11 protein-coding genes are annotated in these 13,811 nt (G+C 72.1%); 3 read left to right on the forward strand and 8 right to left on the reverse strand.

Annotation, left to right across the window (positions count from 1 at the left end):
* Positions 1 to 142: 142 nt before the first annotated feature.
* Both AB0G59_RS26870 and AB0G59_RS26875 read right to left on the reverse strand, forming a co-directional pair.
* Positions 143 to 3,025: an EAL domain-containing protein gene (locus AB0G59_RS26870; RefSeq protein WP_360916617.1), complete on the reverse strand. Its 2,883-nt coding sequence runs from the start codon at positions 3,023 to 3,025 to the stop codon at positions 143 to 145.
* Positions 3,026 to 3,316: 291 nt separating this feature from the next.
* The gene (locus AB0G59_RS26875) at positions 3,317 to 4,279 is read right to left on the reverse strand and encodes a 2-hydroxyacid dehydrogenase (protein ID WP_360916620.1); all 963 of its coding nucleotides are present in this window, start codon (positions 4,277 to 4,279) and stop codon (positions 3,317 to 3,319) included.
* A 73-nt stretch (positions 4,280 to 4,352) separates the two neighbouring features.
* On the opposite strand from AB0G59_RS26875, the gene AB0G59_RS26880 reads away from it, so the two are divergent.
* From AB0G59_RS26880 to AB0G59_RS26890, 3 genes are all read left to right on the forward strand, one after another.
* Positions 4,353 to 5,363 (forward strand): aldo/keto reductase, encoded by a 1,011-nt coding sequence (locus tag AB0G59_RS26880; protein ID WP_360916623.1) that lies wholly within the window; start codon positions 4,353 to 4,355, stop codon positions 5,361 to 5,363.
* Positions 5,364 to 5,459: 96 nt separating this feature from the next.
* Positions 5,460 to 6,542: a PQQ-dependent sugar dehydrogenase gene (locus AB0G59_RS26885; protein ID WP_360916645.1), complete on the forward strand. Its 1,083-nt coding sequence runs from the start codon at positions 5,460 to 5,462 to the stop codon at positions 6,540 to 6,542.
* 16 nt (positions 6,543 to 6,558) lie between these two features.
* Positions 6,559 to 6,723, forward strand: coding sequence for a DUF6191 domain-containing protein (locus AB0G59_RS26890; RefSeq protein WP_177337480.1), 165 nt, complete (start codon positions 6,559 to 6,561; stop codon positions 6,721 to 6,723).
* Between the two features lie 21 nt (positions 6,724 to 6,744).
* Here the strand turns inward: AB0G59_RS26890 and AB0G59_RS26895 are convergent, their stop codons facing one another.
* The 6 genes from AB0G59_RS26895 to gatC form a co-directional block, all read right to left on the reverse strand.
* A complete protein-coding gene (locus tag AB0G59_RS26895) occupies positions 6,745 to 8,973 on the reverse strand; it encodes an MMPL family transporter (RefSeq protein ID WP_360916627.1) in 2,229 nt (742 codons plus the stop codon).
* Between the two features lie 216 nt (positions 8,974 to 9,189).
* The gene (locus AB0G59_RS26900; RefSeq protein WP_360916630.1) at positions 9,190 to 9,780 is read right to left on the reverse strand and encodes a hypothetical protein; all 591 of its coding nucleotides are present in this window, start codon (positions 9,778 to 9,780) and stop codon (positions 9,190 to 9,192) included.
* A gap of 214 nt (positions 9,781 to 9,994) precedes the next feature.
* Positions 9,995 to 11,503: an Asp-tRNA(Asn)/Glu-tRNA(Gln) amidotransferase subunit GatB gene (gatB, locus tag AB0G59_RS26905; RefSeq protein WP_360916633.1), complete on the reverse strand. Its 1,509-nt coding sequence runs from the start codon at positions 11,501 to 11,503 to the stop codon at positions 9,995 to 9,997.
* Positions 11,504 to 11,528: 25 nt separating this feature from the next.
* Positions 11,529 to 11,780: a hypothetical protein gene (locus AB0G59_RS26910; RefSeq protein WP_071961878.1), complete on the reverse strand. Its 252-nt coding sequence runs from the start codon at positions 11,778 to 11,780 to the stop codon at positions 11,529 to 11,531.
* A complete protein-coding gene (gene gatA / locus AB0G59_RS26915) occupies positions 11,777 to 13,270 on the reverse strand; it encodes an Asp-tRNA(Asn)/Glu-tRNA(Gln) amidotransferase subunit GatA (protein WP_360916637.1) in 1,494 nt (497 codons plus the stop codon). The genes AB0G59_RS26910 and gatA overlap by 4 nt, the downstream gene beginning before the upstream one ends.
* A 6-nt stretch (positions 13,271 to 13,276) precedes the next feature.
* Positions 13,277 to 13,573 carry an Asp-tRNA(Asn)/Glu-tRNA(Gln) amidotransferase subunit GatC gene (gatC, locus tag AB0G59_RS26920; protein WP_071961876.1) on the reverse strand — a complete coding sequence of 99 codons (297 nt, stop codon included), beginning with the start codon at positions 13,571 to 13,573 and terminating at the stop codon, positions 13,277 to 13,279.
* Positions 13,574 to 13,811: the final 238 nt, after the last annotated feature.

Raw genomic sequence — 13,811 nt, forward strand, 5'->3', positions numbered from 1 at the left:
CCCTCGTGCCGTGAGGCAAGCGAGGGGAGCGCGTCGGTATGGTCAGCAGGATCTTCAGTGGCCTGCTTCAGCCGACGCGCTTTCCAAGTACGAGAATTCGGGTGCGCATGGAAACGACCCTCCCTCTGTGGCACCTGAAGTGTCAAGTGGGTGGGACGGGCGTCTCATTATTTGAGCGCAATGGAGCATGGGCCAGGGCTCCCGCGCCGCCCACGACCCCCGAGCGCACGGGCAGCGCACCCCCGACGAGCACCTCGTTCCCGGCCTCCGGAGGTTCACTCGGGAGGGTGTACGGCGGGCCATCGAGGGCGTGCCGCAGCCGGTGCTCGTCGAGGGCGCCGGCGAAGGCCACGCCCTGGCCGTGGGTGCAGCCCATGGCCAGCAGGGCGCGGGCCTGCTCGGGCTCGTCCACGCCGTCGGCGACGGACTGCATGCCGAGGTCGCCGGCGATCCGCAGCAGCCCCGCGGTGATCTTGTGCAGCCGGGCGGACTCGGCCACCCCGTCGACCAGGCCCCGGTCCAGCTTGAGCACGTCGATGGGCAGCCGCCGCAGGGCGCTCACGGCGGCGTAGCCGCTGCCGAAGCCGTCGAGCGCGATGCGCACCCCGAAGCGGCGCAGCGACACCAGCCGGCGCTCCAGCTCGTCCAGCGGCACGCGCGGGTCGCTGCCGGACAGCTCCAGGACGAGGGAGCCGGCGGGCAGGCCGTGGCGCAGGACGATCGCCTCGATGTTCTTGGGCGGCAGCGACTTGTCCAGCAGCCGGGCGGCGGACAGTCGTACGTACACGGGCGCGGTGTGGCCGGCGCGGCGGCGCGCGTCGGCCTGCTCGACGGCCTTCTCCAGGGTCCAGCGGCCCAGCTCGGCGGTGCGGGCGCTCTCGTCGCCGCGGTCCAGCTCGGCCACCCGCAGGAATTCGTCGGGGGTGAAGAGGATGCCCTGGGCGGAGCGCCAGCGGGCCTGGGCGCACACCGCGGTGATGCGGCCGGTGGCCAGCTCGACGACGGGCTGGTGCAGCAGGGCGAACTCGCCGTCGTGCAGGGCGGTGCGCAGCCGGCTGGCGAGCTCGGTGCGGCGCACGACGTCGGCCTGCATCTGCGGGGCGTACAGCTCGACGCGGCCCTTGCCGGCCTGCTTCGCGCGGTACATCGCCAGGTCGGCGTTGCGCATGAGGGTGCCGGGGGTGATGTCGGGCTCCGCGAAGGCGACGCCGATGCTGGCGGCGACGCGGACCTCGGTGCCGCCCTCGACCAGGTAGGGCTGGGAGAGGGTGAGCCGGAGCCGGTCGGCGATCTCCAGGATGCGGTACTCGCGGGCGGCGGCGTCGCGGGTGCCGTCGCCGATGATGAGCGCGGCGAACTCGTCGCCGCCGAAGCGGGCGGTGGAGTCCCCGGCGCGCACCGAGTCCTGGAGCCGGCGGGCGGCCTGGACCAGCAGTTCGTCGCCGGCCTGGTGACCGACGGTGTCGTTGACGGCCTTGAAGCCGTCGAGGTCGATGAAGAGCACGGCGGTGCCGGCGTCGGTCACTCTGCGGCCGGCGAGCGCCTGCTGGACGCGCCGGGTGAACAGGGCGCGGTTGGGCAGGTCGGTGAGCGGGTCGTGCTCGGCGGTGTGCTGCAACTGGGCCTGCAGCCGCACCCGTTCGGTGACGTCGCGGCTGTTGAAGATCAGCCCGCCGTGGTGGCGGTTGACGGTGGACTCGACGTTGAGCCAGTCGCCGCTGCCGGAGCGGAAGCGGCACTCGATGCGGGTGGTGGGCTCCTCGGCGGGCGGCGCGGCGAGGAAGCGGCGCACCTCGTGGACGACCCGGCCCAGGTCCTCGGGGTGGATGAGCGTGGCCAGTTCGGAGCCGACGAGCTCCTCGGCGTCGCGGCCGTAGACCCCGGCGGCGGCGGGGCTGACGTAGCGCAGTATGCCGGTGGGCGCGGCGATCATGATGACGTCGCTGGAGCCCTGCACCAGGGAGCGGAAGTGGTTCTCCTTCTGGGCCAGCTCCTGGGTGAGGGAGATGTTGTCCAGCAGCATGATGCCCTGGCGCACGACCAGCGCCAGGACGACCGTACAGCCCGTGAACAGCACGACCCGGTCGACGTGGTGGCCGTCCAGGACGTTGTACAGGATGCCCAGGGTGCAGACGGCGGCGGCCAGGTACGGCGTCAGGGCGGCGAGGGAGCCGGCGATGGGCCGGGTGGAGGGGAGCGCGGGACCGCGCTTGCCGACGGCCTCCTCCCCCTCCTCGCGGGCCACCCAGGGGGCGTACGCCATCAGCATGTAGCCGGCGAACCAGCCGGCGTCGAGGATCTGCCCGGAGCGGTAATTGGCCTGCAGCAGCGGCGAGGTGAACAGCGCGTCGCACAGGACGGTCAGGGCCAGGGCCGCGATGGCGGTGTTGATGGCGGAGCGGTTGGCGGAGGAGCGCTTGAAGTGCAGCGCCAGCACCATGGACACCAGGACGATGTCCAGCAGCGGGTAGGCGAGGGAGAGCGCGGCGTGGGCCACGGTCTCGCCCGCGAAGTGCGCGGTGTGGGCGAGGGCCAGGCTCCAGGAGAGCGTCAGCAGCGAGCCGCCGATCAGCCAGGAGTCCAGCGCCAGGCAGACCCAGCCGGCCCGGGTGACCGGGCGGCGGGCGAGCACCAGCAGGCCGATGATGGCGGGCGGCGCGAAGAGCAGGAAGCAGAAGTCCGCCGGGGAGGGGCTCGGCACGTGCCGGCCCAGGACGACCTCGTACCAGCCCCAGACGAAGTTGCCGAAGCCGGCCATCGCGGAGGAGGCGGCGAACAGCAGCCAGGCGGGCCGGAAGCGGGTACTGCGCGTGCGCCCGTACCAGAAGCAGGAGGTGGCGGCGAGGCCGGCGGCTCCGCTGAGGCCGAAGTCGCCCATGGTGGCGGCCAGCTCGGCCGATCCCCAGCCGAAGACGGCGCCGGTGGCGTAGCCGCCGCAGACGACGGCGAGGAAGAGCTGCGGGAACACGCCCGGGCCGCCGGCGGGTGCGGTCCGGCGGGTCAGGGCCGCTCCTGGGGCGCTCACCGCGCCGCCGTCCCGAGCGCGCCGGACCGTGGGAGCCACCGGGGCGGGGTCGCCACGCGGCGTGGTCGCATTCGGTGCTTGAGCCGCGTCGGGTAGATCGTCCATTGGCCGTGCATCGCCCGTCGCCCCCCTCGAGTTCCGGTACCTCGCTGCGCCCGTACGGTGCGCGGAGCAGCCCCCGTCGGGACGATACACCAGACTCGTCACTCAGGGACATAGCTCATATACATAGCGTAACTAGCTACCGGATTACGGATACGGAGCGCAGCCAAATGGTGCCTCTACGTGGTATCAGACGGCGGCGGCTACGACATTCCGCAGAGGCTCGTCCAGTGCGAATCTGGCCAGTTGATCGCGCAGGAGGGCCTTGGCGCGGGGCAGAAATGCCGACGAGGGACCGCCCACGTGAGGGGTGATGAGGACGCCGGGGGCCGTCCACAGCGGGTGACCGGCGGGCAGCGGTTCGGGGTCGGTCACGTCCAGTGCCGCGCGCAGCCGGCCGCTCCCGAGCTCGGCCAGGAGCGCCGCGGTGTCGACGACGGCTCCCCGGGCGACGTTCACCAGGAGCGCGCCGTCCTTCATCCGGGCGAGGAAGCCGGCGTCCACGAGGCCGCGGGTCTCGTCGGTGAGCGGCGTCACGAGGATCACCACATCGGCGTCGGGCAGCAACTCCGGCAGGGCGGCGACCGCGTGGACCCGGCCGCGTGCTGCTGTGCGCTCGGAGCGCGCGACGCGCACGACCCGCGCGCACTCAAAGGGCGCGAGCCGGTCCTCGACGGCGGAACCGATCGAGCCGTAGCCGACGATGAGCACCGACTTGTCGGCGAGCGCCGGGCGGAACTCCGGCCGCCACTCCCCCGCGTCCTGCGCCCTTACGAAGCCGGGGACGTCGCGCAGGGAGGCGAGGACGAGGGTCAGGGCCAGCTCGGCCGTGCTCGCGTCGTGCAGCCCGCGGGCGTTGCACAGCCGCGCGCCCGACGGCAGCCGGTCCAGGTGCGGCAGCTGGTTCTCGACCCCCGCGGTGAGGGTCTGCACCACCCGAACGCCCGTCATCTGCGACAGCGGACGCGTCTCCACCGCGGCGCCCTTCATGTAGGGAACGACGTAGAAGGCGCAGCGCGCGGGATCCGTGGGGTAGTCGGGGCCGCCGTTCCAGTAGGCGTACTCCAGGTCTTCGGGGAGGCCGTCGATCTCCTCGGGACGGATCGGCAGCCAGACGAGTGGCCTGCGGGAACCGCTGTGATCTGCGCTCATGTCTGGAGGCTATGCGAAGTGGCTTCGGAGGCAGAGGTTACTTTGGGGGCGAGGAACGGGAGGGGTACGGCCGGTGGAGCGCAGGACAATCGGTGCTACGGCGCTCGAAGTGGGTGCGATCGGCCTCGGGTGCATGCCGATGCACTGGGCGTACACGGCCTCCCAGCAGAGCGGCGAGGGCGCGCTGCGCACGGTCCACGCGGCCCTCGACGCCGGCGCCAGCCTGCTGGACACCGCCGACATGTACGGGCCGTTCACCAATGAGTTGCTGGTGGGGCGGGTGTTGCGGGAGCGGCGCTCGGAGGCGTTCATATCGACCAAGTGCGGGCTGCTGGTGGGCGAGCAGCACGTGGTCGCCAACGGGCGCCCGGGCTATGTGAAGCGGGCGTGCGACGCCTCGCTGCGGCGGCTGCAGACCGATGTCATCGACCTCTACCAGTTGCACCGCCCGGACCCGGAGGTGCCGGTCGAGGAGACGTGGGGGGCGATGGCGGAGCTGGTCTCCGCGGGGAAGGTCAGGGCGCTGGGCTGGTGCGCGATCGGCGCGCGGGCCCGGCGCAGATACGGCGCGCCGGCCGGGGCGGGTGCGGGGATGTACGACGCGACGATCCGGCAGCTGGAGCGGGTGCAGCAGGTCTTCCCGGTGAGCTGTGTGCAGGCGGAGCTGTCGGTGTGGTCGCGGGAGGCGCTGGAGCGGCTGGTGCCGTGGTGCGCCTCGCGGGGGGTGGGGCTGCTGGCGGCGATGCCCCTGGGGAATGGTTTCCTCAGTGGCACCCTCACCCCGGGCCAGGGCTTCGAGCCGGAGGACGTCAGGGCCCGGCACCCGCGCTTCACGGCGGAGATGATGGCCGCCAACCAGCCGATAGTCGCCGGTCTGCGGCGCGTCGCGCGGCGCCACGACGCCACCGCCGCGCAGGTCGCGCTGGCGTGGGTGCTGGCGCAGGGGCGGCACGTGGTGCCGGTGCCGGGGACGAAGAAGGCGCGGTGGGCGGTGCAGAACGCCGCCGCAGCCGGACTGCGGCTGACGGGTGAGGACTTCGCCGAGATCGCGGCGCTGCCCCGTGCGATGGGGTCCTGGGACTGACGGGGTGTATCAAGGAGGGGTCCGCTCCCACGAGAGGAGAGCTCCGCCGTGCGACGCCTGACCGCTCCGGCCACGCTGGCCGTTTCCGCGCTGCTGATGGCCACGGGCTGTTCCGGCGGCTCGACCTCCGGCGGCGCGCCGACGCGGTCCGCCACGGCCGGGCCGACGTCCCCGGACGGACCCGCCGAGGGCTCGGCCGAGGTGGCCGGCACGGTCACGGACAAGCTCGCGTCGCCGTGGGGCGTGGCCGTGCTGCCGGGCGGCGACCTGCTGGTGGGCTCGCGCGACACGGGCAAGGTCGTCCGCGTCTCCGCGACGGACGGCCGGCAGAGCCCGCTGGGCACGGTGCCGGGCGTGGCCGCGGCGGGCGAGGGCGGGCTGCTGGGCCTCGCCGTGCCGCCCGGCTACGCCACCGACCCGGCGCTGTACGCCTATCTGACCACCGGCTCGGACAACCGCGTGGTGCGCATGGCGGTCGACGACAGACGCCCCGAGGGGCAGCGGCTGGGCGCGCCCGAAACGATCCTGCCCGGCATCCCCAAGGGCACCGTCCACAACGGCGGCCGCCTCGCCTTCGGCCCGGACGGGATGCTCTACGCCGGTACGGGCGAGGGCGGCCGGCGCGAGCTCGCCCAGAACAGGTCCTCGCTGGGCGGCAAGATCCTGCGCATGACCCCCGAGGGCCGCCCGGCGCCCGGCAATCCGGACGCGGCCTCGGTCGTCTACAGCTACGGGCACCGCAATGTGCAGGGCCTGGCGTGGGACGCGGACAAGCGGCTGTGGGCCTCGGAGTTCGGCCAGAACACCTGGGACGAGCTCAATCTGGTGGAGCCGGGCGGCAACTACGGCTGGCCGGAGGCCGAGGGCAAGGCGGGCCGGGCCGGGTTCAGGGACCCGGTGTGGCAGTGGCGGACGGCCGACGCCTCGCCGAGCGGCCTGGCCTACGCGGACGGCGCCCTGTGGCTGGCGGCCCTGCGCGGCGAACGGCTGTGGCGGATCCCGCTGCGCGAGGCGGCGGTGGAGGCGGCTCCCCGGGCCTTCCTGCGCGGGAACTTCGGGCGATTGCGGACAGTTGTTCCCACGGGGGACGGTGGCCTGTGGCTGACGACGAGCAACACCGACGGCCGGGGCACCCCGGCCCCGGACGACGATCGGCTGCTGCGGCTCAAGGTGACCTGACAGAACGGAAGGTGCCATGTTCAATGTGTTCGAGGAAGTGTTCGCACCGGGCCGGAAGCACACCGAGGAAGAGCTCAACCGCCTCGAGCTGAGCCGCGACGACGTCGGGGACGACGACCCGGGCAAGGGACCCATCGACCTCGACTCCGGATGCGTGGTGATCCGGCCCCGGCGCAGCTGAGCGCCCGCCGGTCCGGCCGGCTCACCCGCGCAGCGGCACGGCCCCGGCCGGCTCGTCCGTACGGTCTCCCTGCTGCGCCACGGTGACCGGGGGCAGCGGGTGCGCCGGCTCCTCCGGCGGCTCGATGCTGATGCGCGGCAGGAGGCGCTCCAGCCAGCCGGGCAGCCACCAGTTCGCACCGCCCAGCATGTGCATCAGGGCCGGGACCAGCAGCGTCCGCAGGACGAAGGCGTCCAGGGCCACGGCCGAGGCCAGTCCGATGCCGAACATCGCGATCACCCGGTCGCCGCTGAGCACGAAGGCCAGGAAGACCGAGATCATGATGACCGCCGCAGAGTTGATCACGCGGCTGGTCTCGGCGAGGCCGACGCGGACGGCACGGGTGTTGTCGCGCGTGGCCAGCCACTCCTCGTACATGCGGCTGACCAGGAAGACCTGGTAGTCCATCGACAGGCCGAAGAGCACGGAGACCATGACGACGGGCAGGAAGGGCTCGATGGGCCCCGCCCCGCCCAGGCCGAGCAGGCCGCTGCCCCAGCCCCACTGGAAGATCGCCACGATGAGGCCGAAGGAGGAGGCCACGGCGGCGATGTTCATCGCGGCGGCCTTCAGCGGTATGCCGATGCTGCGGAAGGCCAGGAGCAGCAGCAGACAGCCCAGGCCCACCACCGTGCCGACGAACACCGGGAGCTTGCCCAGTATCACGCCGGCGAAGTCGTCGTAGCTCGCCGTCAGTCCGCCGACGCGGACCTCCAGGCCGGTGGTGCCGGTGGCCTTGGGCAGGACGGTCGTGCGCAGCCGGTCGACGAGGTCGCTGGTGTCGCGGGACTGCGGGGAGGTGGTGGGGACGACGGTGATGACGCCGGTGTCGCCGCTGCCGTTCAGCGCGGAGGGGCTCACGGAGGCGACGCCCGGGGTGTGGCGGAGGGTGTCGGGGAGCTTGTTGAAGGCGAGGCTGTGGGCCGCGCTGTCCAGCGGTGCCACGAGCGTGAGGGGGCCGTTGACGCCGGGGCCGAAGCCCGCGGCGAGCATGTCGTAGGCCTGGCGGGTGGTGCGGGTCTCCGGCTGGTTGCCCTGGTCGGAGGTGCCCAGGTGCAGCGAGAGCGTCGGCAGGGCCAGGACCAGCATCACGGCCGCGGCCAGCGCGCCCAGCAGCTTGGGGTGGCGCTCGACGAACGCCGACCAGCGGGCGGCCAGCCCGGTGGGCACATCGGGCCGCGGGCCGTTCTCGGCCAGCCGGCGGCGCTCCTTGCGGCTGAGGGCGCGCTCGCCGATGACGCCGAGGAGGGCGGGCAGGAGCGTGACGGAGGCGGCCACGGTCAGCACGACGGTGAGCGAGGCCGCGATGGCCACGCCGTTGAGGAAGCTCAGCCGCAGGATCAGCATGCCGAGCAGCGCCACGCACACCGTTCCGCCGGCGAAGACGACGGCCCGGCCGGTCGTGGCGACGGCCCGTTCGGCGGCGAGGTGGACCGGCAGTCCCTGCTTGAGGCCGCGCCGGTGCCGGGTGACGATGAACAGCGCGTAGTCGATGCCCACCCCGAGGCCGATCAGAGTGCCCAGCATGGGGGCGAAGTCGGCCACCTTCATCACATGGCCGAGCAGGGCGGTGACCATGGAGGCGGTGCCCACGCCCACGACGGCCGTGGCGATGGGCAGCGCGCTCGCCGCCGGCGAACCGAAGACGATCAGCAGGACCACCGCGGCCACCACGATGCCGATGATCTCGCTGAGGTGCCCGCCCGAGCCCTCGGCGGAGGCGATGCCGGTGCCGCCGAGCGCGACCTGGAGGTTTCCGGTCGCCGCCTTGCGTGCGGTCTCGACGACCTTCTTCACCTGCGCGGGATCGGGGTCGCCGGTGGCGTCGTCGAAGGTGAGGGCTGCGTACGCGGTGTGCCGGTCGGGGCTGATCCGCGCGCTGCCGGCGTCGCCGTACGGGCTGTCCACCGAGGCCACTCCGGGCAGGGCGGCGATCTCGTGCAGCGTGGCGGTCATGCGCCGTTCGACGTCGGCGGCGCGCACGGTGCCCCGGTCGGTGTGCCAGACGATCGTGTCGTCGCCGCCCCGGCCGGGGAAGGCCTTGTCCATCATGGCGGTGGCGCGGGAGGACTCGGTGCCGGGCACGCGGTAGTCGTTGGAGTACGCGGACCCGGCCAGGGTCGCCGCGAGAGTCGTACCGGCGAGAACGGCCAGCCACAGGATGACGACGGCGAAGCGGCGGCGCAGGCACCACCGGGCAAGTGAGGTCATAACCTGCTTCCCGGGTATCGCGTCGTTCTCGCCGGGGCGTGACCCGTGGTTCCGACCGCTGAGCGTGGGTGAGCACTGGGCAGAAGGCCTCTACAGGCCCTCTGCCTGACCACTGTGGCAGTAGGGAAAGATCCTTTGTCTCTTTTGTGGGTTATACCACTGTCCGCCCGGCTTTATGTCACTCCGTAGCGGATTCCCGACCGCCCGTCACGGTGCTCAGCGGAAGCCGCGCCAGGCGTGGGCCACGTCCACCACGATGCGGTTGCCCTCCTGGAACACCCGGAACGGCAGCCGGGCCCGTACGCCCAGGCCGACCTGGGTGTCGCCCTCGAAGCTGCCGCCGAAGCGGGCGTCCTGGAAGGTCCGGTAGCCGGTGAGGTTCACGCCCGGCAGCGGCTGCCTGGCCTTGCCGTCGTAGACCGGGGCACCGGTGGCCGGGTCGTAGCTGGGCGCGGCCACCCGCACCTCGAGGATGGCGCCGCCGCTCACCGGGATCACATCGCCCGAGCCGTCCTGGTGCATCTGGTCGACGTAGCCCACGCGGTAGCCGATGGGGCCCTTGGCGTCCGGGCCGAGGATGTCGAAGACCATGCGGTCGTAGCACTCGTGCCGGCCGGTCCTGATGTCCCGCAGCGGCTTGTAGTCGGTGTCGGTGCTGACCTTGGGCTGACTCCCCCAGTCGGCCGCGCAGGCCGCCGCTGCCGCCGTCGGCACCCCCGCCGCCACGGCCGTCCCCGCCGGCAGCGTGGCCGCGAGCCCGGCGCCCGCCAGCACGAGCGCCGCCAGTCCTGTCCTGAACCGTCGCATGTTCCCTACCCCCAGAAATCCGAAATGCGGGCACGGACCGGCCCGCTGCCGCGATCATGCCGGACCGTTTCGGCCCGTGGGGGGCGTATGGATTGATTCAGGCCAACCACGGGCCATAGAGGCTGATTCCAGCCGTACCGCCCGTCCGGCCACAGACCGATGGCCGCCCCTCCGAGGAGGGACGGCCATCGGTCTCGCGTTGACGACGGAGGGGCTAGCCCTCGACGCCCAGCTTCTCCAGGATCAGCTCACGGACGCGCGCGGCGTCCGCCTGGCCCCGGGTGGCCTTCATGACCGCGCCGACGAGCGCACCCGCCGCCGCGACCTTGCCGGAGCGGATCTTGTCGGCGATGCCCGCGTTGGCCGCGATGGCCTCGTCCACGGCCGTGCCCAGCGCGCCCTCGTCGGAGACGACCTTCAGGCCGCGCTTCTCGACGACCTCGTCCGGGGCGCCCTCGCCCGCGAGCACGCCCTCGATGACCTGGCGGGCCAGCTTGTCGTTGAGGGAGCCCTCGGCGACCAGCGCGCACACCCGGGCGACCTGCTCGGGGGTGATCTCCATCGAGGCGAGGTCGACGCCGGCCTCGTTGGCCCGGCGGGACACCTCGCCCATCCACCACTTGCGGGCGGACGCGGCGTCGGCGCCCGCCTCGATCGTGGCGGCGATCAGGTCGACGGCGCCCGCGTTGAGGATCGACTGCATGTCGTGCTCCGAGACGCCCCACTCCTCGCGGAGCCGGTTGCGGCGCACGCGCGGCAGCTCGGGCAGGGTGCCCCGCAGCTCCTCGACCCACTCGCGCGAGGGGGCCACCGGCACCAGGTCCGGCTCGGGGAAGTAGCGGTAGTCCTCGGCCTCTTCCTTGATGCGGCCCGACGTCGTGGAGCCGTCCTCCTCGTGGAAGTGCCGGGTCTCCTGCACGATCGTGCCGCCGGCGCCCAGCACCGCGGCGTGCCGCTGGATCTCGAAGCGCGCGGCGCGCTCGACCGAGCGCAGCGAGTTGACGTTCTTCGTCTCGCTGCGGGTGCCGAACTTCTCGGCGCCCTTCGGCATCAGCGACAGGTTGACGTCGCAGCGCATCTGGCCCATCTCCATGCGGGCCTCGGAGACGCCGAGCGCCTTGATGAGCTCACGCAGCTCGGCGACGTACGCCTTGGCGACCTCCGGGGCGCGCTCGCCCGCACCGGTGATCGGCTTGGTGACGATCTCGATGAGCGGGATGCCGGCCCGGTTGTAGTCGAGCAGGGAGTGGGACGCGCCGTGGATACGGCCGGTGGCACCGCCGACGTGGGTCGACTTGCCGGTGTCCTCCTCCATGTGCGCGCGCTCGATCTCCACGCGGAAGATCTCGCCGTCCTCCAGCTGGACGTCCAGGTAGCCGTTGAAGGCGATCGGCTCGTCGTACTGGGAGGTCTGGAAGTTCTTCGGCATGTCCGGATAGAAGTAATTCTTCCGGGCGAAGCGGCACCATTCGGCGATCTCGCAGTGCAGCGCGAGACCGATCTTCACGGCCGACTCGACGGCCGTGGCGTTGACGACCGGCAGGGAGCCGGGCATGCCGAGGCAGGTGGGGCAGGTCTGCGAGTTGGGCTCGGCGCCCAGCTCGGTGGAGCACCCACAGAACATCTTCGTCTTGGTGCCGAGCTCGACGTGCACCTCGAGGCCCATGACGGGCTCGTAGGTGGCAAGCGCCTCCTCGTACGACACCAGTTCAGTGACGGTCACGGAAAACTAACCTCTCAGTCCCGGCTCAGCCCGCGAGGACGTCGTCGCTGTTCATGCGGCGCAGCTCACGGACGAGCAGGGCGACGCCGGTGGCGATGGCGGCGGCGGAGACGACCGCGTCGACGAGCTGGAGGGTGTCCTGCTCGCCGCGGGCCTTCTTCGCCTGCTTGATGACGCTCACCGCGCCGAACAGCGTGGTGCCGATGGACAGGTACGTGCCGGCCTTGGACTTCTTGAAGCCCTTGGCCTTGGTCAGCGCGCTCTTCTTGTCGGTCACAGCGACGGTGCCTCCTCGAGAATCGGGTGGCCCCAGCGCTCGGTGAACGCGGCCTCGACCGCGGCACCGACCTTGTAGAGCCGGTCGTCCTTCATGGCGGGAGCGATGATCTGCAGACCGACGGGGAGCCCGTCCTCAGGCGCGAGGCCGCACGGCAGCGACATGGCCGCGTTGCCCGCCAGGTTGGTCGGGATCGTGCACAGGTCCGCGAGGTACATCGCCATCGGGTCGTCGGCGCGCTCGCCGATCGCGAAGGCGGTGGTCGGCGTGGTCGGCGAGACGATCACGTCGACCTGCTCGAAGGCCGCCTCGAAGTCGCGCGTGATGAGCGTGCGGACCTTCTGCGCGGAGCCGTAGTACGCGTCGTAGTAGCCGGAGCTGAGCGCGTACGTGCCGAGCATGACGCGGCGCTTGACCTCGGGGCCGAAGCCGGCCTCACGGGTGAGCGCGGTGACCTCCTCGGCCGACTTCGTGCCGTCGTCGCCGACCCGCAGGCCGTAGCGCATGGCGTCGAAGCGGGCCAGGTTCGAGGAGCACTCGGACGGCGCGATCAGGTAGTACGCGGCCAGCGCCAGGTCGAAGGAGGGGCAGTCCAGCTCGACGATCTGCGCGCCCAGCTCCTTGAGGAGCTCGACGGACTCGTCGAAGCGCTGGAGCACACCGGCCTGGTAGCCCTCGCCGCGGAACTGCTTGACGACACCGACGCGCATGCCGGCGACCGAGCCGTTGCGGGCCGCCTCGACGACCGGCGGGACCGGGGCGTCGATGGAGGTCGAGTCGAGCGGGTCGTGGCCGGCGATGACCTCGTGCAGCAGGGCCGCGTCCAGGACCGTACGGGCGCAGGGGCCGCCCTGGTCGAGGGAGGAGGAGAAGGCCACCATGCCGTAGCGGGAGACCGCGCCGTAGGTGGGCTTGACGCCGACGGTGCCGGTGACGGCGGCGGGCTGGCGGATGGAACCGCCGGTGTCCGTGCCGATCGCCAGGGGGGCCTCGTACGCGGCCAGGGCGGCGGAGGAGCCGCCGCCGGAGCCACCGGGGATCTTGGTGAGGTCCCAGGGGTTGCCGGTGGGGCCGTAGGCGCTGTTCTCGGTGGAGGACCCCATGGCGAACTCGTCCATGTTGGTCTTGCCGAGGATGACGACGTCCGCGTCCTTCAGACGCTTGGTGAGCGTCGCGTCGTACGGCGGGATCCAGCCTTCGAGGATCTTGGAGCCGACGGTGGTGGGGACGCCCTCGGTGGTGAAGATGTCCTTCAGCGCGAGCGGGACGCCGGCCAGCGGGCCGAGCTTCTCGCCGCGCTCCCGCTTGGCGTCCACGGCGCGGGCCTGGGCCAGCGCGCCCTCACGGTCGACGTGCAGGAAGGCGTGGACCTTCTCGTCGATGGCCTCGATCCGGGCCAGATGGGCCTCGGTGACCTGGACGGCGGTGAGCTCGCCGGAGGCGATCTTCCCCGCGATCTCGGCGGCCGTCAGCTTGATGATGTCCGTCATTGCGGGTCAGTCCTCCCCCAGGATCTGCGGCACCTTGAAACGCTGCTGCTCCTGGGCTGGGGCGCCGGAGAGCGCCTGCTCGGGGGTCAGCGACGGACGGACCTCGTCCGGCCGCATGACATTGGTCAGGGGCAGCGGGTGGGAGGTCGGCGGTACGTCTTGGTCGGCGACCTCGGAGACGCGGGCGACCGCGCCAATGATGTCGTCCAGCTGTCCGGCGAAGTGGTCGAGCTCTTCGTCCTTCAGCTCCAGACGCGCCAGCCGGGCGAGGTGGGCGACCTCCTCGCGCGTGATGCCAGGCATGCAGCGATCCTCAAGGGTGGGTGTAGTGGGTGGACGGCTTTCGCCCCAATCCTATGGCTCCGGCCGCCCTGCCTGCGAAACGGTTTCACCGCGCCGGGTCTGTGGGGCGCTCCGGCGTGTCCTCAATCGCCGGACGGGCTGGATGCTCCAGAAGGTGATCCGCAACGCGGGTGGGACGGTCGCGTAACAGGCTGAGGGGCCCGGGGGTAGGTGTCGGGCCCTGGCGAGGTTCCTCTGC

The organism is Streptomyces sp. NPDC021096, from assembly GCF_040641275.1.
Lineage (GTDB): Bacteria > Actinomycetota > Actinomycetes > Streptomycetales > Streptomycetaceae > Streptomyces.